General features: G+C 61.4%; 25 protein-coding genes and 1 pseudogene. 16 read left to right on the plus strand and 10 right to left on the minus strand.

Going from position 1 to position 24,096, the window contains the following annotated elements; genetic code table 11:
* Positions 1-250: 250 nt before the first annotated feature.
* The 6 genes from CD928_RS21870 (at position 251) to CD928_RS21900 (ending at position 6,435) form a co-directional block, all read left to right on the plus strand.
* The gene (locus tag CD928_RS21870; RefSeq protein WP_095389235.1) at positions 251-2,239 is read left to right on the plus strand and encodes a ParB/RepB/Spo0J family partition protein; all 1,989 of its coding nucleotides are present in this window, start codon (positions 251-253) and stop codon (positions 2,237-2,239) included.
* 155 nt (positions 2,240-2,394) lie between these two features.
* Positions 2,395-3,336, plus strand: a complete 942-nt coding sequence (locus CD928_RS21875) for an ArdC family protein (RefSeq protein ID WP_095389237.1) — start codon at positions 2,395-2,397, stop codon at positions 3,334-3,336.
* A gap of 11 nt (positions 3,337-3,347) precedes the next feature.
* Complete coding sequence (locus CD928_RS21880) at positions 3,348-3,770, plus strand: hypothetical protein (protein ID WP_095389239.1); 423 nt, start codon at positions 3,348-3,350, stop codon at positions 3,768-3,770.
* 299 nt (positions 3,771-4,069) lie between these two features.
* Positions 4,070-5,023, plus strand: coding sequence for a DUF2493 domain-containing protein (locus CD928_RS21885; RefSeq protein WP_095389241.1), 954 nt, complete (start codon positions 4,070-4,072; stop codon positions 5,021-5,023).
* 118 nt (positions 5,024-5,141) lie between these two features.
* A complete protein-coding gene (locus CD928_RS21890) occupies positions 5,142-5,579 on the plus strand; it encodes a DUF6878 family protein (protein WP_095389243.1) in 438 nt (145 codons plus the stop codon).
* A gap of 388 nt (positions 5,580-5,967) precedes the next feature.
* Complete coding sequence (locus tag CD928_RS21900) at positions 5,968-6,435, plus strand: hypothetical protein (protein WP_095389284.1); 468 nt, start codon at positions 5,968-5,970, stop codon at positions 6,433-6,435.
* 1 nt (position 6,436) lies between these two features.
* Here the strand turns inward: CD928_RS21900 and CD928_RS21905 are convergent, their stop codons facing one another.
* Positions 6,437-8,485 (minus strand): tyrosine-type recombinase/integrase, encoded by a 2,049-nt coding sequence (locus CD928_RS21905; RefSeq protein ID WP_095389247.1) that lies wholly within the window; start codon positions 8,483-8,485, stop codon positions 6,437-6,439.
* On the minus strand, positions 8,482-9,627 hold the full coding sequence (locus CD928_RS21910) for a tyrosine-type recombinase/integrase (protein WP_095389250.1): 1,146 nt from the start codon (positions 9,625-9,627) through the stop codon (positions 8,482-8,484). The genes CD928_RS21905 and CD928_RS21910 overlap by 4 nt, the downstream gene beginning before the upstream one ends.
* 75 nt (positions 9,628-9,702) lie before the next feature.
* Between CD928_RS21910 and CD928_RS21915 the strand changes: the two are divergent.
* Together CD928_RS21915 and CD928_RS21920 are read left to right on the plus strand one after the other, a co-directional pair.
* A pseudogene (locus CD928_RS21915) lies at positions 9,703-9,975 on the plus strand (hypothetical protein); the annotation flags it as partial.
* Positions 9,976-10,273: 298 nt separating this feature from the next.
* Positions 10,274-10,663 carry a single-stranded DNA-binding protein gene (locus tag CD928_RS21920; protein WP_095389252.1) on the plus strand — a complete coding sequence of 130 codons (390 nt, stop codon included), beginning with the start codon at positions 10,274-10,276 and terminating at the stop codon, positions 10,661-10,663.
* A gap of 118 nt (positions 10,664-10,781) precedes the next feature.
* On the opposite strand, the gene CD928_RS21925 is transcribed toward CD928_RS21920, so the two are convergent.
* Positions 10,782-11,012 carry a DUF6437 family protein gene (locus CD928_RS21925; RefSeq protein ID WP_095389254.1) on the minus strand — a complete coding sequence of 77 codons (231 nt, stop codon included), beginning with the start codon at positions 11,010-11,012 and terminating at the stop codon, positions 10,782-10,784.
* Between the two features lie 325 nt (positions 11,013-11,337).
* On the opposite strand from CD928_RS21925, the gene CD928_RS21930 reads away from it, so the two are divergent.
* A complete protein-coding gene (locus CD928_RS21930) occupies positions 11,338-11,574 on the plus strand; it encodes a hypothetical protein (protein WP_095389256.1) in 237 nt (78 codons plus the stop codon).
* Between the two features lie 102 nt (positions 11,575-11,676).
* On the opposite strand, the gene CD928_RS21935 is transcribed toward CD928_RS21930, so the two are convergent.
* The gene (locus CD928_RS21935; RefSeq protein WP_095389258.1) at positions 11,677-11,871 is read right to left on the minus strand and encodes a hypothetical protein; all 195 of its coding nucleotides are present in this window, start codon (positions 11,869-11,871) and stop codon (positions 11,677-11,679) included.
* 441 nt (positions 11,872-12,312) lie between these two features.
* Between CD928_RS21935 and CD928_RS21940 the strand changes: the two genes are divergently transcribed.
* From CD928_RS21940 to CD928_RS21955, 4 genes are all read left to right on the plus strand, one after another.
* On the plus strand, positions 12,313-12,645 hold the full coding sequence (locus CD928_RS21940; RefSeq protein WP_095389260.1) for a ribbon-helix-helix protein, CopG family: 333 nt from the start codon (positions 12,313-12,315) through the stop codon (positions 12,643-12,645).
* Positions 12,635-15,019: a type IV secretion system DNA-binding domain-containing protein gene (locus CD928_RS21945; protein WP_095389262.1), complete on the plus strand. Its 2,385-nt coding sequence runs from the start codon at positions 12,635-12,637 to the stop codon at positions 15,017-15,019. Before CD928_RS21940 ends, CD928_RS21945 begins: the two co-directional genes overlap by 11 nt.
* A gap of 37 nt (positions 15,020-15,056) precedes the next feature.
* The gene (gene mobF, locus CD928_RS21950) at positions 15,057-17,993 is read left to right on the plus strand and encodes a MobF family relaxase (protein WP_095389264.1); all 2,937 of its coding nucleotides are present in this window, start codon (positions 15,057-15,059) and stop codon (positions 17,991-17,993) included.
* Between the two features lie 63 nt (positions 17,994-18,056).
* A complete protein-coding gene (locus tag CD928_RS21955) occupies positions 18,057-18,305 on the plus strand; it encodes a hypothetical protein (protein WP_255247295.1) in 249 nt (82 codons plus the stop codon).
* 33 nt (positions 18,306-18,338) lie between these two features.
* Here CD928_RS21955 and CD928_RS21960 read toward each other — a convergent pair whose 3' ends face one another.
* The 6 genes from CD928_RS21960 to CD928_RS21985 all read right to left on the minus strand — a co-directional run bounded on the left by CD928_RS21960 (position 18,339) and on the right by CD928_RS21985 (position 21,901).
* Complete coding sequence (locus tag CD928_RS21960; protein ID WP_095389266.1) at positions 18,339-18,536, minus strand: hypothetical protein; 198 nt, start codon at positions 18,534-18,536, stop codon at positions 18,339-18,341.
* Positions 18,536-18,844 (minus strand): DUF5818 domain-containing protein, encoded by a 309-nt coding sequence (locus CD928_RS21965; RefSeq protein WP_095389268.1) that lies wholly within the window; start codon positions 18,842-18,844, stop codon positions 18,536-18,538. The genes CD928_RS21960 and CD928_RS21965 overlap by 1 nt, the downstream gene beginning before the upstream one ends.
* On the minus strand, positions 18,835-19,260 hold the full coding sequence (locus CD928_RS23950; protein WP_095389271.1) for a thermonuclease family protein: 426 nt from the start codon (positions 19,258-19,260) through the stop codon (positions 18,835-18,837). The genes CD928_RS21965 and CD928_RS23950 overlap by 10 nt, the downstream gene beginning before the upstream one ends.
* Positions 19,261-19,271: 11 nt before the next feature.
* On the minus strand, positions 19,272-19,916 hold the full coding sequence (locus tag CD928_RS21975) for a S24 family peptidase (RefSeq protein WP_095389273.1): 645 nt from the start codon (positions 19,914-19,916) through the stop codon (positions 19,272-19,274).
* A 425-nt stretch (positions 19,917-20,341) separates the two neighbouring features.
* Positions 20,342-20,806, minus strand: coding sequence for a hypothetical protein (locus CD928_RS21980; protein ID WP_217983813.1), 465 nt, complete (start codon positions 20,804-20,806; stop codon positions 20,342-20,344).
* A gap of 30 nt (positions 20,807-20,836) precedes the next feature.
* On the minus strand, positions 20,837-21,901 hold the full coding sequence (locus CD928_RS21985; protein ID WP_095389277.1) for an XRE family transcriptional regulator: 1,065 nt from the start codon (positions 21,899-21,901) through the stop codon (positions 20,837-20,839).
* Positions 21,902-22,116: 215 nt separating this feature from the next.
* On the opposite strand from CD928_RS21985, the gene CD928_RS21990 reads away from it, so the two are divergent.
* From CD928_RS21990 to CD928_RS22000, 3 genes are read left to right on the plus strand one after another with little or no spacing between them, the layout of a single operon-like run.
* Positions 22,117-23,061, plus strand: coding sequence for a CBASS oligonucleotide cyclase (locus CD928_RS21990; protein ID WP_095389280.1), 945 nt, complete (start codon positions 22,117-22,119; stop codon positions 23,059-23,061).
* A 3-nt stretch (positions 23,062-23,064) separates the two neighbouring features.
* Positions 23,065-23,559, plus strand: a complete 495-nt coding sequence (locus CD928_RS21995; RefSeq protein ID WP_095389282.1) for a hypothetical protein — start codon at positions 23,065-23,067, stop codon at positions 23,557-23,559.
* Entirely contained in the window at positions 23,556-23,981 is a 426-nt protein-coding gene (locus CD928_RS22000; RefSeq protein ID WP_255247296.1) for a hypothetical protein, read from the plus strand. The genes CD928_RS21995 and CD928_RS22000 overlap by 4 nt, the downstream gene beginning before the upstream one ends.
* Positions 23,982-24,096: the final 115 nt, after the last annotated feature.

Consider the following 24,096-nt stretch of genomic DNA (forward strand, 5'->3'; position numbering starts at 1 on the left):
CCAATCTGGATAAGCTCGTTCATCGTTCGACTCCTCTGTTGAAGGAGCCGAAAGGGTCTGCCTGCGGCAGCCCGCGTTCAATCAGGCGTGACGCTCGCTGGGGCGCTTTACATCGAGGCTAACGCCAATCCGCGGAGCGGTTCGTGCACCGGCCCACCGGCAGTCATTGAGAGGGAAGGGGGCTTGCTTCTGTTTGAGCCGAATGAGCGTCGAAGGTCGATGCCCGGGCTCATATTCAGGAGTAAGTTCCATGATCAAGTCGATCCCGCTGAACAAGTTGGTTCAGTCCCCACGCAATGTGCGCCTTCACGGTGACCCAGCCGCAGATGCCGAATTAAAAGCGAGCATTGCCGCCCACGGATTGTTGCAGAACCTCATCGTTCGGCCTGCCTCCCGCGGAAAATTCGAGGTCGAAGCAGGAGAGCGCCGCCGGTGCGCCTTGCTGGCGCTGGCCGAAGAGAAAGTCCTGCCGAAGGGCTACGAGGTTACCTGCCTCGTGCTTGAAGACGATGCGGAAATCGCAGTCGAAACGAGCCTGGCCGAAAACTTCCATCGCCTGGCGATGAACCCAGCCGACGAAGCGCAGGCGTTCGCAGCCCTTATTGATGCTGGTGCCTCGACGGAAGATGTCGCTCGCCGTTTCGGGCTGACGGTCCGCTTCGTCGAAGGCCGTCTGCGCCTCGCCGCCCTCGCGCCTGTCGTCTTCGATGCTCTGGCATCCGGCGAAATCACTCTCGATCTCGCCAAAGCTTTCGGCGCGACCTCCGACCAGGAAATTCAGGCTCGCGTCTATGAACAGGCGTCTTCGGGCTATTATGCGCCCAGCGCCGACAGTATCCGGCGCATGGTGCTCTCCGGCACGGTTCGCGGCAGCGATGCTCGGGCCCGTCTTGTCGGTCGCGACGCCTATGTCGCTGCAGGTGGCCTGATCGAACGCGAACTCTTCGACGACGATGACAGCGAGTCCTGGGTTGATGTCGCGCTTCTGGAAACTCTCGCCTCGGAGGAGATGGAGAAACGCGCCAAGGCGCTCGCAGCAGAGCAGGGTCTGGCCTGGGTCAAGCCGACGCTTGACACCTATGCCAGTCACGATCTCGTTGAAGGCCTCATTCGCCTTCCGGCCGAACCGGCTCCGTTGACTGACGCCGAACTGGCCCGCCTTGACGAGCTCGATGCTTCCTACGACGAGCATGCGGCCATTCTCGAGGATGAAGACAGCGCAGAAGAAGCAATAGCTGCGGCCGAGGCGACGATCGAAGCGATCGAGCGCGAATGCCAGGATATTCGGGCAAAGCCCCCGGAGCTGGCACCCGAACTGAAGGCCGATGCCGGAATGATCCTCGTTCTCTCGCGCGACGGCACACCGGTTCTCCAGCCGGTGTTCTACGGCGAGCGTGACATCGAAGTCGTTGGTGACGAAGATTTCGTCGAAGTCGTTGCGAGTGTCGGCAGCGATGGCAAACGCCGTGCAGCGCTTTCCAAGCGTCTGGTCGACGAACTTGCGATGCAACGTCGTGACGTGCTCGCACTCCACGTGGCCTCGGATCCCGGCCTTTCGCTCGACATCTTGGTCTTCACGCTCGCGGATGCGGACACCCACGACTGGCGGTCGCGAGCGGCCACGACCATCCGTGGTGGCGTCCCTGCGGGTCCGATTGTCGGGTTCGAAGCGAAGGATGCGCCGGCAAGCGCATCCCTTGCGGACCTGCGCTCGAGTCTCGATGAGAACTGGCGATCTGGCGAAGACTCTTCGTCGCGCTTCAAGATGTTTCGGGCACTCGCTGATGAAAGTCGCGCAGCATGGCTCGGCTTTGTCGTCGCTCGCACGCTCGAGGCGAGCCTCAACATGGCAGGCGAACGCCAGATCGCGTTCCAGGATCATCTGGGCAGCGCGATCGGCATCGATATGGCGCAATGGTGGCGTCCGACCGCGGCAAACTACTTCGACCGCGTCTCGAAGCAGGTCATCCTCGATGCGCTCACCGATGTCGGCGGCCTGGAACTATCCTCGCGCTTCGCATCGGTGAAAAAGGGCGATCTCGCGATGAGCGCCGAGCGCGTCTTCGCGGGGACCTACATCACCGAGGTCGAAGTTCGGGAAAGGGCCCTCGCTTGGGTGCCCGAGGTCATGCGCTTTGCCGACCTGCCGGAAATTCCTGCCGATAACGAAGCGCAAAGTCCCGACGCGGATTTCGTCGCCAACGACGACAATCAGCCCCCGAGCGAGTTGGCCGCCTGACCTCCTCCTGACAGGAACGGCTGCTCGCCACCGTGAAGCGGTCCTCCGGCACATGCCGGGGGGCCGCTTCCTTCATGGAAAGAGAGCGGAGGGGGCTCCGGGACCTCCGGCACTGATCGACGGAACTGTCGTCAGGCCATTTCAGGAGATCCAACATGGCCTATCGCAAGGGACAAAGCGGCGGAATGTCGCCTGCTACGCGTATTACACAGGAAATCATCGCCCGCCTCGAGTCCGGCACGAAGCCGTGGATCAAGCCATGGCGCGGTGTGCCAGTCTCGCGCCCATTGCGCGCGTGCGGCGTCCCTTATCGCGGCATGAATGTATTCTGGCTCTGGATGGTTGCCGACATGTGCGGTTACGCTTCGCCGTTCTGGATGACCTACAATCAGGCCAAAGAACTGGGCGCGCAGGTGCGCAAGGGCGAAAAATCCACCATCGCCATCTTCTACAAGAGCTACACCAAGGAAGTCGAAGCCCCCGACACCGGCGAAAAAACCGACGAAAGTCGTCGCGTGTTGAAGGCCTATCCGGTTTTCAATGCTGATCAGGTCGAAGGTCTTCCGGAACGTTTCCATCCCGCCGCGACGCTTGAGGTGGTGGAGCCCGAGGGCCGTCAGGCTGAACTCGACTCATTCTTTGCCAGTATTCCGGCCGTCCTGCGTCATCAGGGCGACGAAGCCTATTATGAGCCAGTGGCTGACCGGGTGACAATGCCGCCCGCGCATCTCTTCTCGGGCTTCGACCACTATTACGCGACGCTCGCGCACGAGTTGTCGCATTGGACCGGCCATGCCAGCCGCCTCGACCGCAATCTCAAGAATCGATTTGGTTCTGCAGCTTACGCCGCCGAGGAGCTCATCGCCGAACTTTCGAGCGCCATGCTTGGCGCTGAACTCGGTCTGCCAGTCACCCACCTCGATAGCCATGCGAGCTATATCGAGCACTGGCTCAAGCTCCTGGAGCAGGATGACCGTGCCATTCTCACCGCTGCCGCAAAGGCGGAGGAAGCATCAAGGCTTCTGCTCAAACTCGCAGGACGGATCTCTGCCGATGATACCGACGAAGCGTCTGCCGACGCTGCGTTGGCCGCCTGAAGGAGGGTGTCATGGGCCGATCGGTCAGCTATCCTAGGGGGGCCATCGTGGCCTTCACCGTACTCGAAATCGAAAACGACGACGAATGGGACTTCGAATATGAGTGGCTCCGCGAGGAACTGCGCGAGCGCGCAGGGCAGGCATTCCCTTCCCTGATCGCGCACGACGGTTGGCGAGGCCGCGAAGACCGCATCCTCATGCGCAATGCCTATGCGGATTTCGGCGTGTCGGTTTACGCCGGCCTGGTTGCGGTGTGGATCGTCGAGCGTGACGATGGCGCCTATTGGGATGCCGATTGGCGCACGGCCAGATCGCCCAGAGCGCAGCGCTGGCTGTCCCAGATCGCCTCACGCTTCGAAGCCTTATTCGGCGACTACGTCTGCCTCGGTCACATGTCGAACGGTGAGGGCGTCTACGCAAAACGGGTAGCCTGATGCGCCAGTCACTTTGATCGTGACGAGGTGCCTGTCCTCCCTGACGAAGCCTGCATGTGCATTCATGGTCTGAAGCCATGCGAGAGAGGCCCTGGGCCAGCCGCCAGTCTTCCGCAACCCGGCTTGCGCAGGCCCGAGTTGGCCCGGCCCTGTGGGCCGTTGGCCTGCCCGCGCCAGCCTGCCCAAGCGGGTTTCCCCTGTCGGGTGCGGAGACTGCCTCAAGCTGGCCCTGACGGGCTCTCGCTGGCGCAGCCATGAGCGGGTGCGTCAGCCTCACGCCAGTCAGGAGGACAATACCCATGCACTCATCATTTTCTGACCAACTTGCCGGCCTCGATCTTTCCGGTTTTTCGATTGGTCCTGCCCCGGTTTCCACCAATGATTTTCCGGTCCACGATGCGGTCGTCCAGACGCTCGAAGCTGTATGGTCCGATCTATTTGCGATGGTCTCTGGGACTGCGCTGGAGGCCGATGCCGAGGACCTCGGCTGGGCGTTCGTCAACATCTTCCACCGTTCCGCGACCCGCAAATCGACCGCAGTCGACCGCGCAACCGACGAAGTCCGAGCGCTCCTGGCCACTGCAGATGGATCCGAAATTCACACCCATGAACTCGAGACCCAGGTTGAGCGTGCACAGTGTGCCGAAGGGGCCATGATCACGCTCGAAGAGATGCGCGAAGTGGCCGCTGCCCTCTATCTCAACGAATTCGGCTCCTCGTGGAAGCCCGTGTCGAGTTCGCGCTTCAATCACAGCGCCATGCTGACTTCCGCGCTTGTCGAGGGCCGCGAGTTCGTCCGAGCCCGGTCCGAAGCGAAGCGCCGCGCCGCCATGCCAGAAGGTACGCCGGTGATCTTTGCCGGTGGCCGCACACGCCATCCAAACGAGCAGGCTGCGCTCACCTTTGCCAACAATGTCTGGGCTACTCTGGACAAGGTCCACGACCGGGTTCCTGACATGGTGCTTGTCCATGGCGGTGATACCAAGGGCGTTGATCGCCTGGCATCCTCGTGGGCGGAACGACGCAACGTCCCGCAAATCAGCTTCTCCCTCGACATGCGCCTGGGCGCGCGCGCAGGCTTCAAGCGCAACGAGCGTATGCTCTCGCTCGACCCCCGTTATGTCGTCGCCTTTCCCGGAAACGGGGTCCTGGAGCGCCTCGTCATCGAAGCCAAATCCCGTCGGATTACCGTCGTTGATCGCCGCGGTCCGCTTGGAACTTCTCCCAAGCGCGCGGCTCAGGAAACCGACTGATGCGTCCGGCATCGCGCCAGCGCCATCGGCGCTGGCGCAGCCCTTCAGAGGAAAGAGATCGCCTGTTCTCGTGGGCAAGACGATTGGTGCTTGCCCCCCACATTGCAGGAGAAATCTGATGACTGATTTTCAGGCGATCATGGCGGATTTTGCTGTCCGCCAGGCCGAGCGCGCGGCGCAGGCACAAAGTGAAATCCAACGGCTCAAGGCAGCTATCATTGCCCCGCTGCGCAATGCCGAAATTGCCCGCGTAGAAATCCGTTTCGATGGGTGCGGCGACAGCGGTGCAGTCGAAGAATGCGTCTTCTCTGACGCCGTCGGGGCGAGTGTTCCGTGTCCCGAAGTGACGATCGACTGTGCTGGAGAAGGCGACGACCAGAGCCTCAATTCCGCCCTCGAGCAACTGACTTACCTTGCTCTCGAACGCCATCATCCCGGATGGGAAATCAATGATGGTGCTTGCGGCGAACTGGTCATCGACGTGGTTACGCCGAGTTTCGTTCTGGACTGCCAGCTGCGTTACACGGCGACCGACGACCATTCGACTGATCTCTAGGAGAGGTGCAATGGCTCATTGCTACTATCACGCCCTATCGTCGGTCCGGAAATGGGGAGGGGTGGTGGAAGATTACCTGCCGCTCCACCAATGGTTTGACCAATCGAAGGCGATCTTTGCTGATCCGCGGCACCGGGCCCTTCGGCATCATGCCGAAGGCATCTTCATGCTCGTTACATGGACATGCAAGCGGGCCTTTTCCCGGCCCCTCATGAGGAACAGGCCGACCGCCGCGCTAACCCGAAAAGCTGGCGGTGGTCGGCCTGTTCCTCGCATCGCGCAGCGATGCCTTGGCGCCGTATAGCCAGACCGCTCGCACAACCTGAAATTGCTACCGCTGGCTTTAGCCCGGTCGGGCTTCAGCCGGCTCATTCCTATGGAGGATATCATGGCCGATCGCGTTTCAGCATCGATCGAATTGGGCGGATCGCTCACCGCGGCCGACTACGCCGAACTGTCGGAAATCATCGCCAGCGAAGGGCTGTCGACCGAATGGGATGGCGAGCCCTTCGAGCCCGACCATCGCACCGTCGGCGAGTCGCTCAGTCTCTACGCACATGAGGTCGCCTGGGGCCGGTTCGAAATGCTCGAGACCTGGTGCGTCGAAAAGAGCCTGCCGTTCGTCAGATGGTCCGGCGCCTATGCCGGCCAATGGGGTGCGGAACGCGTCGTGTTCACGGGCGCGGGCGAACCCGTATCCTATGCAGCAGACGAAGACGACTATGTCGTGATCGGCCGCGGCACTGTCGAGAAACTCGGATCGCTGGACGCGATCATCGCCTACTTCGATGCGGCCGACACTCATGTCCCGCCCCTGGTGGTCGAAGGAGACCCGAGCGATGCGCCAGCAGTCTAGCTCAGCAATCCACGCCCTCGCCAAGATCCGAGAGCAGTTGCTCTATGCGGCGCGCAACCGCGCAATGCCGTTCGACCTCGCGCGGCCACGATCGCTCGCGCGCATCATCGGCGAGGGACAGCTCGAGCTGATGACGGTCGCGCAGCCGCGGCGCATAGGCCGGCGTCGTCACGAACCGCGAGCAGCTCAAGTAGAGATCGCACTCGCACGGCCCTTCCGATGGAAGGCGCAGGCAATGTCCGAGCTCCAGCTCGGTCTTCAGAAAGTTGGTGCGCAGCCAGTCAATCGCACCTTCGCTCAGTTCGCCGCTGCGGATCGCCTCTGCGCCGGCGCCGGCAATCACGGCGCCCGGCTCCAGCACCGAACGATAGTCGCGGAGAACTTCGGCGTCGCTGATCCGGCAATAGACCATCGCCATCCGGGGGCACTCGTGGCCGAGGACGCTCATCATGGTGTGCAGCTTTGCGCCGCGCTCCGCGAGCTCCGTGCCGAGCGTATGGCGGAACCGATGCATGGTGATCGTGCGCCTGCCGTTTGCATCGACCAATCCCGCCGTCTCGCACAAGTGCGTCAGCGGCGTCTCGAAGAGATAGCGCTCGCTCATGAGCTTCCCGCGCCACACGAACACGAATCGGACAAGCTGCCCGGTGCGTTCATCGGGAAGATCGCGGTCGGCGACCGTCTTGCGGATCGCCAGAACTGCCCGCAGCGCCTCGGCCGCTTCCTCGTGCAGCGGGACAAGGCGCTCCCGTGCGGTCTTGCCGACTGGCAGCCGCAGGCGCGCGGTGCCGTCGGCATAGCTGTCCAGGCAATCCGTCGTCAGGCGGCGAATCTCGCCCCGTCGTGCGCCCGACCACCGCGCCACGAGGAAGGCGGCACGCTGGAACGGGTCTTCGAGGGTCCGGACGGCAGCCATCAGACGTTCGAGATCCGCGCGAGGAATGTATCGCGGCACGCAGTCCGGTACGCGCGGCAGATCCCGCTTCGCCACCAAGGGCCAGCGCGGTATGCCCGGCCAGGCCCAATCTTCGGCATCCTTGAAGAACTGGGCAAGCCGAACGACCCGACCACGCTGCGATCGGGGTGTCAGCGGTCGCCCTGTCTTGGACGAGACCTCGGTGGTCATCGCGTCCATCCAGCTCATGATATGATCGTGCTTCACGCAGGCGAATGTCTGAACCTCCGGCGCCACCGTTGCGAGATGCTCGAGAAAGCGCCGTGCGGTCAGCGCGTGGTGGTAGACCGTGGCCGGTCGCAGGGACGCTCCTCGTCTTTGCAACCACTTCTCTACCAACGCGTCCATTGCCGGCTGCGGTGCCCGCACATCGGCTGAGGGCATGATCTTGCACGGAATCTCCTGCGCCTGCCCTCGGTGATAGAGCACCAGCCGAAGCTGTCCGATCATCGTGATCCATTGCTTGGAGGCGAGGCCGTAGCGCTCGACCGATCCCCAATAATCGGCAATGTCCGGTCGCGCACCGAACCGCCGGACCGCGCTCAGAAAGCCATCGACATCGGCGTCGCCGAGCCGCCCGACCGAACGGGCGCCGTGGTGCATCGCCAGCCTTCCCAGCGTCCAGCGCATCGCACGATCGGCGTTGGCCATGCGCAGTCCCAATGCAGCGCCTTCGCGCGCCAGCGTCTTGACGCCAAGGTCGATCTGCATGTGCCGGACGACAGCGTGAATGCACAGATCGCCGACGGCCAGCAGCCAGTCGTAGTCGATGCGCAAATACCCCTTCAGGGCCAGATAATAGAGGTAGGCCCGCGCGAAATAGGATGGCCGGTTCGAAAGGTTCCTGCGGGTCTGCCCGTTGATCCGCCCAACGCGCTCGGCAAGGGGCGCGTGCAACCACTCTTCAAGGTCCGGCCAGGCGTCGATGAACAGCTTGCGATGACTACGGCGCTGTTCCCCGAAATGCTTGCGAATGCGGCAACTGGCGAGAAACGCATCATACTCTTCCGCAGAACAATGGCTGCTGCGGAAGCTCTGGTCCTCGACGACGGTGCGCGCCTGCATCGCGGCGGCGGAAACCGGTCCCCGTCTCATGCGACGTCACCAGCGTCAGCTTCCTGGGCCTGTTCGTCGAGGCCAAGTGCGCGCCGATACTCGGCGACGACGATCGGATCCGAGACGCGCGTATATATGCGTGTCGCCTCCGGGGAGGCATGGCCGAGGCGCCGTTGCAGGGCCAGCTCGCGCATCCCGCCCTCCCACATCCGCGTCGCATGGGTGTGACGAAGCGCGTGCGGCGTGACCCATGGCGCGCGAATCCGGGCTCGTGAACATGCTCTCGCAAAAAGCTTGGCCAAGGCCGAATAGGATAGGGCGACGTGCCTCCTCGGCCCGTTGCCGCCCACCAGGAACAGGATCGGCGTGTCGGTATCCTGCGGCCGTTCGTGCATAACATAGGCGCTGACCGCTTCCAGAGTCGCCGCCTCGTGAAGATCGACGACGCGTTCGACCCTCGACTTGCTTCGCACGCCCCGCGGGTGGTCGTAGCGCACACGGATCGTCACTCGCCGCCGCCCATAGGCGATATCGGTGAGGTGAAGCCCGAGCACTTCACCGGGGCGCAGCCCGCCGTCCAGCATCAGCCGAACGATCGCGAGATCACGTCGGCACCGTAGTTGGGCGACGAGAGCATCGACCTGATCGTTCGCCATCGGACGCGGCAACCGATGCACCTGTCTTAGTCGCACCGGACTGCGGGTTGGCTGTGATGACGTGATACCGGTCAGGAATGGTCGATGCCGTTCGGAGACATGCATAGCCGCCCGATCATGCACACGCGTGATCGGGTTCCGACCATCGAACCGTTCGGTGATCCTGGCCCACTCGTAGAATGACGACACGGCCGCCAGCACGCGGTTGACCGTCGAACCGCTGAGACGCGCCACCGCAGGCTCGCCGTCTACCGTGGCGAGCGATGGCCGCTGACCCGCACCACGACGATGACTTGGCTTCTCCCGGAGGTGGATCAGCAGATCGACAGCAAGCGCCGGCGTCAGTGCATCCCAGTCCAACGACTGCTCAACAAGAAAGGACCGAAAATGAGTGAGATCATGCGCATAAGCACGCGCGGTGTTCGGCGAACAGCCCGAGGCAGCAAGATAGGTAACAAACCTCGCACTGACCTCGTCGAATGCGGCCAGCAAAGGCTCGGCAGTTGCCGCGGAATCATCAGCCATGGCCCGTCTCCAATCGAGTCGCACCCCTCGGCAATCCTATGCCCAAAGCGCCGTCTGACAGAGGCTGTCCATATAATGCTCGAAACGCTGTTCGGTTCTACCATCGTCAACGCCGACAGCCGTGTCGTGCCCGTTCGCCTTGTAGGCGAGCAGCACGTCCGCGAGGACTTGGGTACGATTCCTTCCTTTGCGGATTGGGGGCGCCTGATCACCCCCCAAGACTGGATGCTGCGCGGACATCGTCTGGACGAGCCTATGCCGCTAGGCACTGTGGAGACTGGTGCTGGCGGCGCGTTTTCAGGACGTCATTCGTCGGCTTCGGGAGGAGCTTTCGTAGTCGAGATATGAGGTCGCCTTCGAGGAAGGCGAAGTCAGGGGGCACGTCGCATCCCGATAGTACGAAAAGTCATGGCTTGGCCTGTGCAATGCACTCGGGACCAACCCGGCCTGTAAGCAAACCTTTCCTGAAGCATCCCCGTCGAGACGCGCAACCCCGATCAGGTCCGGCCGAGTTGCCGGGCTGCGCCCGGCTGCCCGCACCACCCGAACCAGATCGAGGTTTCCCTTCGGTGCGCTTCGCCGTGGCCGCTTCCTAGTCGGGTTTGCAGCCGGGATGGACCCGGAATGCTCGATCAGGAGAAAGACCATGACCAATCTCGTTATCCTCGTTGGCCGCATCGCTCGCGACCCCGAAACCCGCACTACCCAGGGCGGCACCAGCATCACCTCGATCTCGGTCGTCACCGACCGTCCCGCCCGCAAGGACGGCAAGACCTACAAGGACGAAAACGGCTACACCGCCAAGGACAGCGAATTCCACCGCGTGACCTGCTTCAACGGTCTCGGCCAGAACGTCGCCAAGTACTGCACCAAGGGCCAGCTCGTGACGGTCGAGGGGCGCATCCACTACACGCAGTGGGAAGACCAGGCCGGCACCAAGCGCTACGGCTGCGAGATCATCGCCGACAAGGTGGACTTCCTCACCAAGGGCCGGACGTCGAACAATGAGGGTGCGCCCGACATCGATGAGGACTGAGCGCCTGACGCAAACAACAAGGCTCCGATGGTTCGCGCCATCGGGGCCTTTTTTTTGTGCTCGCTGGCGTGAACGGCGGGGCGGGGCATCGAGCCCACACCCCGCCGCGATTGAAGTGTCAGGCGGGGGAGAGCCGCTTGAGAGCATCGTCGATCCCGATGGTGAGCGATGCGCGGATGAGCTGCTTCAGTTGCGCAGGTTCGATAGTCTCGGCTCCGCATTCAAGAAGAACCTTGCCCAGTTCGCCGGCCGCTTCATCACGGAGCCTGGCCTCCTGTGCATCGAGTTCTTCGCGCTGTTCACGCAGTTTCTTGAGCGCATTACGCGCGCTCGGTTTGGACCTGGCCATGAGTTTGTCCTTTCGCTGGCCTTGGTCCCCTCCACGCGCGACAGTGCCAGCGTGTGGCGATGTAGGAAAACGGTTTTTGCCGCGATGTCAGTGCTTTTCACGCTGACGTTGGAGAGGTCTCTCTCGCAGAAAGACCAAGTGTGATGCGGGCTTTGGGGCCGCGTCAAGGACGACGGGGCCCCACCATTTTTACCGGGCAAGCCCGGCAAAAATCGTTTCCCCCATCGCCGCTTCGCGGCCGCGCTATGCGCGGTCCCTGACCCGGCCCGTCACCCACATCCTCGCAGCTCCTGATGCGACGCATCGAACATCAGGAGGAAAGATCATGTACGCTTCACTGAATATCGCGCAGGGTTCATTCCAGGCAGATCAGGCAGCCTTCGTTGCTGCACTCGACAAGGCTCATGCCCGGTCCCTTCACAGCTACTTCACCCAATATGTCCTGACCGATGGTGACGCTGGTTACATCGCGGTCGATGAGGGCGATTACGGCGCACTGCCCAAGGCCATGCTGGACCGGGTCATCGACACTGTGCCCGGAAAGCTGAGCGATGAATTCTGAGGCTACACACAAGGAGGAAGTCCGGCAGGGCTTCCTCCTTTCTTTTTGCTCGGGTCCCGTATTGTCGCTCCCGTAGGTATCGCGCGAGCATTCCCTGCAGCATCAGTCCTCGGCGTCCGACGCATCGAATATCTCGAGCCGATCGGGCGTGTCGAGTACCTTCATTGCCGCTGCTGAAATGGCCTCGGCCTTCGTCGGAAAGGCTTCCGCTGAACTGATCGACACGCCGCTCGAATAGGTCACGGTTGCCTGGAATCCGTTGCCTTTGGGCGTCGCGCTCAGTGTTACATCCGCCATAGCCATGCTCCTGGTGGGGTGCCCGCGACACCATTCTTCCTGCCGGCGGACTCGATCGATCTTTAACACAATCGGCAATCGAGCGGCATGGTATTCATCCCTTGGTTTTGGGACTTCAAAACCGCCGATCCCGTGCTGGTCATGACACTGGAACCTACCCTCTAAGCTGGGGACAGATGTGCACACCGTACGCGACAAATCGCAGGCGGTAGTCAGTAAAAAAGATAGTTAATACAGGATGTTGATGGATTCTTGCAAAAATGGCTGCTTCTCAATCAGAAATAAATGGTCGCCAATTCGCCAATTGAATTTGATTGAAGGCATCCAGAAAGGGCGCATTCCTGCGCATCTCGCATGTTCTTGACATGTTCTCGTTTCTGATTTAGACAATAACCGCCTTTCGCAGTGCGTTCCGGGCTCCTGACCACAAGGAGTCCGTGCATGACACGGCCAAAATCTCTCCAGGTACATGTCACCGTCGAGCTCGCTGAGCGGGTTCGTACTGCAGCAAAGCGGCGCGATATAAGCGTCAGCGAATGGATCCGGTCGCTGCTTTCGCAGGCATGCGAAAACGACGATCTTGCATCCAAGCTCGAGGCATCGGTGGACCGCGTCAGCCGCCAATCGGTGTTCACAATGGTCGGCGTCGATGCCCTTCTCGCAGGGCATGCCGATCACGGTCTGCGTGAGCGAGCCCATCAAGCCTACGCGCGCAAATGCAAGGAACTTGGGCTCACCGCAAATGCCGGCGAGGGAGGTTCCGATGAAGCGTAACCTCGTCAACTTCACGCGCGGAAGTCAGCTGCTCGGACACTTCAGCTTCATGTTTGCAGCAGGTCTCAAGGGGCCGCTGATCATCGCCGCCATCGGCATTTCCTGGACTAGCTGGTGGACCATTTCGGCAGGGCTGAGCGATCACGAAGCCTACCTCGTCTGGATGCGAATTTATGCTGCCATCTACGGCTTCATGGAGTTCGATCCGGCCAAACAGGTTGCACTCGAAACGGGGTTTGGAGGAACCGTCCAACTCCCCATCATCATGCTCGATGCCTATCCGCCGGTGATCAATGCCTGGGGTCATTTGCTCGACTTGCTGGGCGATGCTTTGGTGCGTTCGGCCTTGCTTCTCGTGCCGGCGTTCGTGCTATTCTACTGGTTCGCAGCGCGCTTCGGCAGCCGTTCAAAAGAGCGCAAACATGAGCGCGGGGCCATGCTCGTGACACTACCGGAACTGGTCGATGAGCTGCGCGGGCACAACCAGCGCGAGCGCGCCCGTGAGCTTTCGAACGCTATGGGTTGGAAATGGCATCTGTGTTCGCCCAAGGAACTGTCTGCGGCATTTCCCTACCGGCCCTCGCATCTTGCGACGGTTGTCTATCCCTGGCGGCTTGAACAGAGCCACGCCATGCTCATCGGGACCACCGGCATGGGCAAGACAGTCGCCATGTCGGACATGATTGCCGAAGCCCGCGCCAAGGGACAGCGCTGCGTCGTCTTCGACCTAACCGGCGCTTTCATCGAACACTTCTACCAGGCCGACCGGGACATAATTCTGAACCCGCTCGACGCGCGCTGTCCCCAATGGAGCCTCTTCGACGATTGCCGCACCGAAGGTGAATTCTGGGCGGCAGCGGAAGCCCTCGTACCCCATGACGGGGGCGGGGAGGCGCAGTTCTGGGTCATCGCGGCGCGTGCCTTGTTCGTCGAGTTCTGCCTCAAGCTGGTGGCCGAAGGGCGGGGCACCAATGCTGCGCTTGCCCGCGAACTGATGACCGCTGATCTCTCGCGGGTCCACGCCATGATGCGAGGCACGATCGCCGATCCCCTGACTGCTCCTGAAGCCGCGCGCATGGCGGAATCGATCCGGGCAGTGTTCAACGTGAACGCCAAGGCGCTGAAGCTCCTGCCCACTTCCGGGCGCCGCTTTTCGGTCCGCGATTGGATCGAGGAGGGCGCTCATGAAGACGAGGGCACTAACGCCAAAAAAAGTGGCTCGATGGTCTTCATCTCCGCGCGCTACGTGGACATGAGCGTGTGCGCGCAGTTGCTCACGCTGTGGCTCGATACCGCGATGAATACGCTGATGACGATGCCGCGCACCAAAGACCTCAAATGCTGGTTCTTCATCGACGAGCTGGGCGCGCTTCACCGGCTCCCCGCTCTCGAGAAAGGCCTGCAGACAGCGCGCAATTTCGGCGGCGCAATCGTCACCGGCATCCATGCCTACGCCAAGCTCAAGGAGGTCTACGGTGAGAACATGGCGATGACGCTTGCATCGCTTGCCCGGACCAAATTGATCCTCGGTACGGCAGACCGCGAGACAGCTACCTGGTGTTCCGACTTCATCGGCCATCGCCAGGTTCGCGACATGGAAGAGGGCTACACCTATGGCTACAACAATGCTCGCGACGCCGTCAGCCTGACGCCGCGCAAGCATATCGAGCCTTTGCTGCTGCCCGACCAGTTGATGAACCTGCCGCGCCTGTCAGGCTTCATCAAATTCCCGGACGGCTTTCCTGCAGCGCCGGTCCGTTTGAAGCCGATAGACCGGGAAAGAATCGCACATGTATTCGTCGGTCGGGCCAAGGATCGAGAGCCAATCCGGAAAGCCGAAGGCGAAACTGAGGGCGGCCAGGCGTCTGCTAATCCGCCAACAAACCAGAGCGAACATCCTTCGTCGAACGATGACGGGGCAGGCAAGCCTGTCGTCCCAAAGCAAGGTACTCTTCCGCTTGAGCCAGCGGTCGAGGTCGATGCCAAACAGGCACGCCAGCTGGCGGCGAAAAAGGCGGAAAAGGACATTCCCGACGAAACCAGGAAGTCGTCAGGCAAGCCCAGTCCTCAGAGAAAATCGACGCCCGAAGAGCGCACGCCAACGCCGCGTACTTCCCGTCCGCTGCAGCCGACGAATACGGCGCTCCGCAAAGGCGATCATCGCGATGAGAAGAATCCATCGAAAAGCGTGAAGGAGGGACGCCGAAGCGACTTGCCGCGGGCCAATCCGCCCTCGGGTAAGCCGCAAGCCGCCGATCGGATAGCCCAGCGCCAACGAGAGGCAGAAGCTCGCAAGCTCATGCTCGAAGACGGCTTTCCCGAGCAGGATCAGCCTTCGCACGAGGGTCCCGATCTCGGCGATTTCGAACTGTGACGCACGAGGTAGACGCCGCCGGGCGGAGTGACGCCTGATGCTCTCTGTAGCCAATGTCCGCACGGCTGGCGGCGCTGCTAACTACTTTGCCGCTGACAATTATTATACCCGCGCCGATGCCGAGAGATCTGGTCAATGGCTTGGTAGAGGTGCGGAGACGCTTGGACTGCGAGGCGTTATCGAAGCCTCGCAGTTCGAGGCCGTGCTCAAGGGCATGCTGCCTGATGGAAGCCGTGTCGGGAGCGACAACAGGGCGCATCGCGCCGGCACCGACCTCACATTCTCGATGCCCAAGAGCTGGTCCATCCTTGCCCTCGTCGGCGGCGACAGGCGTATCCTCGATGCCTATGGCGCGGCCGTCCGCGAGACGCTGGCCTGGGCCGAGAAGAATCTCGCCGAAACCCGCATGGAGGTCCGAGGCAAAGAACGGGTGGTCGCGACGCGCAATCTCGTGATCGGGCTTTTCCAGCACGATACGAACCGCAATCAGGAGCCTAACGCGCACTTTCACGCGGTGGTTGCCAATGTAACCCAGGGGCCCGATGGCAAATGGCGAGCGCTTAGGAATGACAAGATCTGGGAACACAACACGCTGCTCAATGCCATGACCATGGCGCGCTTCCGCCTGGCCGTAGAAAAGCTCGGCTACCAGGTTGGGGAATACGGCAAGCATGGCAATTTCGAAGCGGTGGGCGTTCCCAAACCCGTTCGTGATGCCTTCAGTTCGCGCCGTGCCGAGATCCTCGACAAGCTTTCGACGATGGAAGGCAAGGGCATTGCGGCGCGCAATGCGGCCAATCTGATGACCCGGGCGGACAAAGGGCCGGTGGCAGACCGCCAGGCTCTCGTGAACCAATGGCGCGAGGCAGCAGCACAGTTGGGCTTTGATCCGAGGCTTGTCATTTCACAGGCCAATGCACGGGCCGCCACCGACATTGGCTCCGTCTCCGGAATTGGAAATTCAGTACGATCGATCGGCCAGCGCGCCCGCCTTTTGGCTGCGACCTTTGCGGAGCATCTGGGGCTACGTCAGGGCGACCCGCTTGTGCCTCGCGACATGGGGCGCCGGACGCCCGAGCAGATCGCAGCGGTTCATGCGGTCGCATCGGCGATCAGGCACTTGGGCGAGCGCGAGGCGGCCTTCTCGCGGACCGAGATATATCGCTCAGCGCTAGGCTTCGCCTTGCCCACCACGCTCCCCGACATCGAACACCGCGTCGACCAGTTGCTGCGCCAGGGCCACCTGCAAAAAGGCAAGGGTGCAGATCGCAATCTTGTCACGACCCGCGATGCGATCGGGCTCGAACAGCGCATCATCGCCGCCGTCGAAACCGGACGCGGGCATGGAACTGCCGTGGTCGAAGCCGATGTGTCCGGAGAGCGGCTACAGGCTCTCTCCCAGCTCAAATACGGCCTGACCTTGAACCCTGGGCAGGAGGGGGCAGGGCGCCTGCTGCTCGCCTCGCACAACCGGATTGTCGCCATTCAGGGTGTGGCGGGCGCTGGCAAGAGTACCGTTCTCAAGCCCGTTGCCGACATCTTGCGCGGGGAAGGCAAGTCCGTACTCGGGCTCGCGGTCCAGAACACGCTCGTGCAGATGCTTGAACGAGACACCGGCATTCCCTCGATGACAGTCGCGCGCTTCTTGCGCCAACATCGGGATCTTCTGGAAGGAGCAGACCAGGCGAGGCTTGCCGAGGCTCGCGCGTCTCTGCGCGGCACCACGGTGCTGCTCGACGAAGCCTCGATGGTCGGCAATGCCGACAAGGAAAGGCTCGTGCGTCTCGCCAATCTGCTTCAGCTCGACCGCTTCGCCAGCATCGGCGACAGGAAGCAATTGGGCGCTGTCGATGCGGGCAAACCCTTCGACGTCATGCAGAAGGCAGGCGTCGAAACCGCGATCATGAGCACCAATCTGCGCGCACGCGATAGGGCGCTGCGCGATGCCCAATATGCAGCGCAGGGCGGACATATCGATGAGGCCTTGCGACATATTGGTCCGCATGTGGTCGCGTCAGGTAATACAGCTGCCGTCGACGCTGCGGTGGCTTGGCTATCGCTTTCGCCTGCTGAGCGTGAGGTGACCGCGATCTATGCGTCGGGTCGCAATTTGCGCGGACAGGTGAATGACGCCGTTCAGACCGGGCTCAAGGCCAATGGAGAATTGGGACCGGGTTCTTTGCGGCTGAATGTCCTGTCGCGCATCAACCTGACGCGTGAGGAAATGCGCTATGCGCGCAGCTATGCGGCTGGCATGGTGCTCGAAGTCGACCGCCGGCAAAGGGGGCAGGGGCTGCAGAAGGGCCGCTATGACGTGGTCGAAACCGATCCCACCCGCGAACGCGTGATGCTGCAGAACGAGCGGGGCAAGCGCTTTGAATACCGGCCGGGCCAGATGCGACCGCAAGGTGACCAGGATCCGCTGCGTCTGTTTGAGGTTCGCCCACTCGAAATTCACGATGGTGACCGCATCCGCTGGACGGCGACCGATCATAAGCGCGGCCTGCTCAACGCCGATCAGGCGCGCATCGTGGCGGTTGATCCGAAGGGTGTCACAGTGAAAACGTCGCTTGGCGCCGAACACCTGCTGGGGCTGGACGACCCCATGCTCGAGCGTCTTGATCTCGCCTACGCACTCAATGCGCACATGGCGCAGGGTCTGACCTCCGACCGCGGGATCGCCGTCATGGATAGCCGCGAACGCAATCTTGCCAATCAGCAGACATTTCTCGTGACGATAACACGCCTGCGCGATGGTCTGACCCTGTTTGTCGACAATGCGGGCAAGCTCGAAGCAGCTGTTGAGCGCAATCCGGGAATGAAGCGCTCGGCACTCGAAACGGTCAATCAACTGCGCGATGCGGCAGCAACGGGCAAGGCTAAGGGCAAGGCGCCCGATCGTTCGCAAGAACCGGCTCGCGAGCCGCCCGAACTCGATCGCTCGATCACCAAGCCCTTCGAAATCGGGATCTGACGCAGGGTCTATCCGCATGGGTTCATATGGCACCGGTTGACTGTTAGTTCTGCTTTTGTTCTCATGGCGACCATGTCCCGAATCACCGATGAAATCCTTTTCACGCATATCGAAGTCGCGCTTGCGGTTGCGTCCAAAGCAACGCTTGTCGGGCTCGGTGCTGACGACCCGCGAACCCAGCGTAATGCTCGTGTCGATCTCGCGCGCCATCTGGTCGAGCGCATGCAGGGCTTGGAGATTGAAGGCGAGGCGAATGTAGGCAGGAGCTCTCAGCCCACTCTCTTTCCGGGCGATCTCTCGCCGATGGGCTGACCAGCATTGAGACCTGGCTGAGGCCGTTTTGGCTTACTGCAGGCGCGTCGGGCCATCCTTGCCCATCAGCTCTGCCACGCGTTGGGCGATGGTTTTCCAGGTGGCGATGCCCGCCTCGTCCTGTGCCAGCGCGAGCGCGCCGATCTGCTCGGCGACATGAAGCGGTGTATTCTCACCATGGGTCTCCAGGAGCTTGTTGGCACAAGCCCAGAGTTCCCAATCGCTCAGCATCAGCCGAGACGTCCAACAAGGCCGAGGAAGAACGCGATCAAACCGTAGCCCACGACACTGCCTGCCAAGAGAAGTTCGATATTGAATTTGGAGCGAGGAGGGCGGGGTTGTCCTGCTGGCCATACCTGAACGCAGATGAGCTCGTTGAACCCGGCGCGGCGTCCGCGGACTTCCACCTCGCGTCCGAGCAACCGGCGTGCTCCACGCCCGGTGTCGAGTTCCCACACCCCGCCGCCCGAATGCAGTTCAAGTCCGAAGGGACCTTCGGCAAGACGGCCTGTCAGATAGACTTCCGGGCCTAGCGGCATGCAGGCCCTTTCCAGTAGCGATCCCAACGCAGCACTGTGCGTGTCTGGATCATCGCGCAGGAGAGATCGGCTCCGCTCGGCAATCGGCACCAGGCAGCCGTCCGGTTGCCGCCTGCCGAACCTTCCGACCGGCACGTCAATCTCGGTCCACGAACCACGACATGCCCTGTCGAGATGGTCCCGCGAGGGCCGCCAAGAAGATCGACGAGAGCGTCACGCGCTTCGATTGCCGACGCGTCGGGGCAGGGCTGGTTGGTTCGGCATGTTCCGTCCATTTCGCGCGCGGCGATCCCGGCGATGCGGACATGGGGGCCTTCGGCGCACCATATGGGCCCGTCGCCATCCCACACATGCGTGGGTGTGCAAGTGAAGGTCTGGCCGGCGGCGACGATCGAGGCAGCAAGAAGCGCAAGCATTGGAAGGCTACCTAGCGCAGCGCGCGGCCGAACCAAAGCACGCGGCCGACGATATTGATCGTCCGCTTCTCCAGCCCGCGCCAGCTGGGATAGGCCGGATTGTCGCTGAGCACCGAGACCCGCTTGCCTTGCGGCTCGATAGCGACCCTCTTGACGCTGAGCATGTCATCCATGCGCAGCACATAGATCCCGTCGCGTAGCCGCGACTGTCCGTCATTGAGATCGACCATGACTTCATCGCCGTCATGCAGCGTCGGCTCCATCGAATCCCCGTGCACGGCGATGATCGAAAGGCTCGTCGCTTTGCTTGCGGTCAGACGGCGCAGCCACTTCTCGTCGAACCCGAACTGGGCGCAGTTGGATTCCATTTCGGCCAAAGCGCCGTGCCCCGCCGAGGCTTCGACATCGAGAACCGGGACATGGACCAGTTCGACGACCGGGCCGGATCGCCGCTCGGGCGCACCGAGGATCTTCTCGTCTACTCCGAAGAAGCGGGCGAGCACGGACCGGTCCTGCTCGTCCAGTTGCCGGGGACTGCCGCGGCGGATGTATTGCTGGATGTAGGCCGCGTTGCGTCCGAGAAGGCGGGAGATCGAGGAGTAATTACATCCTCGTTGCTGGATCAGATCGTCAAGGGCTTTGCGTGCATCTTCCATCGCTGCGGGTCCTATCGCATCCGTCTAGGAAATTCGATCCTAGACTCTAGGAAGCCTTCCTAATAAGAACATAACAAGAACACAAGCGGAAAGCGAGTCGAAGGCGATGGAGCTCCTGGACCAGATTGAGGGCTATTTGACGCGTAGCGGTACGAAGGCCAGCATGTTTGGTAGGCAGGCCGTCGGGGACCCACGGTTTGTTCAGGACCTTCGCGAAGGTCGCCGGCCGAGACGTAAGACGCAGGAGCGGGTGAGGCAATTTCTGGCGGAAAGGGGCTGAGCTCCTACTGTCTGCTCTCGCCAACAAAGCGGTCGTTGATCTGCCCAGATTGCACCGTTCGGATCCATCAATCATTCAGGAGTTACGGACAATGGCAACGGAGCCGATTGCCATCCGGCTGCCCTGGGGCGTCACGACAGCATCGTCAGACTGAGTAACGATTGAGGCGCGCACGTACTTCGGCTGCCGGCAATCGGCAGCGCGGATGCGTCGAGATCGTCGTTAGCCCTGCATGCAACTGCGCATAGCCAAGCACTTCATGTTCCTCGAAGCGGTCGCATAGCCAGAGCAGGCCATGCGTTTCAACTCCGCTATCGGCCGCAAGGCGCCTCAGAGCACCATCGCCGGTCAGCAGCGCCCAACGCCGCTGCTCGGCAATCGCAAAGGCAAAGGTGTCGGGCGCGAATAGAACTGTGCGCTCCCGGCGCACGGCAATGGCACGCGTTAGTTCGGCAGGGTCAAGTTCTTGGATAATCAGACCGAGTGCAACCAATCGATCGCCTAGCTCCCCTCGCAGTTCGCGGTGAAACAGCAGATCGGGAACCGCGAATGCACAGGGCAGACGAAAGAGGTCTTCGAGAAACCCGCCTCGTTCCAGATCGATAATCACAGAAGTATCCGAAACGAGGACGGGCAAAGGCTACACCATGTTCTGATCCAGTCGCGCATCGAGCTCGCGCACGGAAATGCCGAGCAGTTCCGCTGCCCGAGCCTCTCCAATTACTTGCTCTGTCAATGCTCTATAGCACAGCCGTTCGAACCGGCGAGGCTCCTCTTCTTCAGGTTCCATCCGCGCTGGCTCCTCATAAGGCGGCGAGCGCCAGCCCCGTTCGGCGAATATGCGGAACAGTTTTCCCAGAGACGCCTGGCTCAAGATGCCCACGTCCTTGCAGCGATAAGCCAGCGCCTGGATGCTCACGCCAAATCGTTCCTTGAGCGCAACCAGTTCGCCAATGCTGATTGACGATCGATGAGCGCCGACCTCTGAACGCAGCACATCGGCCGGCATCAGAAAGGCACCGGCAAAGCGATGCGCAGCCTTCTCTTCGTCGACACCGCCTTCGGGTGCCAGAACCATATGGCCAAGTTCATGTGCAAGATTGAACCTCTTGCGCTCGGACCACGAACTCTTTTTGATGACGATCACTCGTGAGGCAGCCCGGTCTTTGCGTCTAACCTTGGCGGCCAGCCCGTCGATCTCGTCGAGATCGAGCGACATCACCTTTATCCCGCGCTCTTCCAGCAGTTCCGACAGCTTGGGAATGGGATCATTGCCCAGCCCCCAGTCCTCGCGCACCGAGCGCGCCGCGTCTTCCGCATCTCGCAAATCTGCAACCGGATGCGGCGCGCTGCGCGGCTGCTCCCAATCGACGCTGCGCAGGTTGAGCATGTCCTCCACTGCCAGATAGCGTTCCAGCATATGGATCGTGCGCGCTTCGAGCTGGGCTTCCTCGCGCGCAGAAGCAATCGCCTTCTTGCGAAAGTCGACCCCTTCGAGCTCGAGTTCCTCCGCGCTCAGCAGATAATCGACCGACACGCACAATGCATCGGCAAGCGCAATCAGCACACCCGAACCCGGCATGGCCTCGTCGCGGTCATATTTGCCGATGGCCTGGGCGGACACGCGGTTGTCGATCGCCTCAGCGAGCCCGCGCAGCGACAGGCCGGCGGCCGAGCGCGCCACCTTGAGCTTGCGTCCTATCATATCGACCTCCTGCGATGCAGTTTACAAAATGCCATATAGAAATATTTTTGTAAACCGAAACCCCTTGAAATGGGTTAATGCCATCCTACATGCGCGATTATGAGGCCCAAAAATATCGGGTTTGTAAACCGAAGCGCGATGAAGCGCCCCGCAGCCGGGACCCGATACCGGCGCAACCGGCGAGCCCGCGCGCGAATGTTCAGGGAGTGCCCAAGATGGCATTGAGCAATACCGCGCTGCGCTATTACGACAGCAATGTGCTTCGCCTGCCGGCGGACAAGCGCAAGGAATATCACGAGCAGGTCGACCGTCTGGTCACGGAATTGTGCAAGTCGTTGCGCAACCGGACCGAGGTCAAGATCACCAAGGTCCTCAAGGCCGGTTCCTTCGCCAAATACACCATCCTGCGCAAGACTTCGGTCGACCCGGTTGATGTCGATGTCGTGGTCTATATCGCCGACAAGGATGCGGACCAGGAAACTCTGCAAAGCCTCAACGACACGATCTACGAACTGCTGATCAAGCAATATCCGACCAAGTCGGTTGAAGACTTCGAAATCCAGCGCAAGGCCGCAACCGTCACCTTCGCTGGGACCGGCCTCAGCGTCGACATCGTGCCGGTGATCGAAGATCCCGACCGGCCCGGCTATGGCTGGCAGTTCGACCTTCAAACCGGCGATCCGGTCGAGACCTGCGCACCTGGCCAGATCAAGTTCGTGCGCGACCGCAAGGATGTGGACGGCGACTTTCGCACGCTCGTGCGCATGGCCAAGAAATGGCGCAACCACCATGGCATCACCAAGCTCAAATCCTTCACCATCGAACTGATCATGGCCCATGTGCTCGATACGCAGGGCACTGGCGGCAGCATCGACCAGCGCTTCCGCAATTTCCTGCTCTATATCGCCCAGTCGGGTCTCTTGGACGAGATCAGCTTTCCTGAAAACACCCTCCCGCTCGGCGAGTTCAACGACCCGGTGGTGATCCTCGATCCGGTGTCCAGCCAGAACAATGTGGCCAGCCGCCTGTCCGAGCAGGAACGGCGCGACATCGTCGCGGCCGCGAACGAGGCTTGGGAAACTGCCAGCTTCGCCTCTGCGGAAAACGACAATGAGGTCTGGAAAGAGATTTTCGGCCCGCGCTTCAAGACGGAGGACTGAGCCATGAGCCAGACCGCAACCAGGACCAGCACTTACACCACGGCCGATATCGAGAAGGTCGTCACCCGTGTGCGCGCCGACCTGATGATGATCGGTGACAGTACGGGCGCATGGACCCCCGAAAAGGCGCACCAATATGCGCACGACATCGAACTGCTCGCCAAGGAAGGCTATCTCAAATCCGTCGATGTCACCCTCTTCAGCGGCGACACCGAAATCTGCGCCACGCGCTTCGAGGTCAATACAGACGCATCAAGCTGGACGTCGAGCCGCCCCGGCGGGGTTTTGTGGCCCCGTATCGCCAATTCCTACCTTCGCATCATCCTCTCCTATACGAGTGACTACGACGACGAAGCGCGGGCCAGAATGAAATCCAAGCTCGACATCAACTGGGTTAAGTCGACAGACGATACCAGCCACTGGATGCTGACCAACAAGGGTGGGCGAGACTATGCCAGCAACAGCTATGGCGTGCAGCGCAAGGACTGGGCAGCATGAGCGAACCAAGTCCCTTCGAGAACGAGACGGCGCTCCCCGACGAACTGCTGTTCGCTCGGGAGAAGACCCTGCTGGGCTTCAAGCCCCGCTTCGATAAAATTCATGACCAGCTGCGCCTGTTGCTCAATAGCGGCGAACTGCAGGCGTGGAACAATAAGCATCACAAGGGCAAGCTTGCGGTGACCGAGCTCGTCGCCGAACAATATCCGCTCGTGATATTTCATGGCGATATCGGGACCGGCAAGACCGCTATGGCTGAATGTATCGCCAATCGCCTTGTTGCCGAATCCCGCAGCGAGGATTCGATCCTCTTCAAGCTCAGCAACCGCGTTCGTGGCGGCGGCCTCGTCGGTGAAATGGGCACGCTCTTGGCCGATGCCTTCTATAAGGTGTTCCCCGTCAGCGTTCATGAGACAGATTGAGGTAGTTGGATAGAGGAGTGTTTTGGTCTCATCGCAGTGACTGTAAGGAACGAAGATGAGATCAAAACGAGCAAATTCCAAAGCGCCTGCCGAGCGGGTGGTGAAGGACATTCGG

It is taken from the genome of Sphingopyxis sp. GW247-27LB, assembly GCF_002277025.1.
Classification (GTDB): domain Bacteria; phylum Pseudomonadota; class Alphaproteobacteria; order Sphingomonadales; family Sphingomonadaceae; genus Sphingopyxis.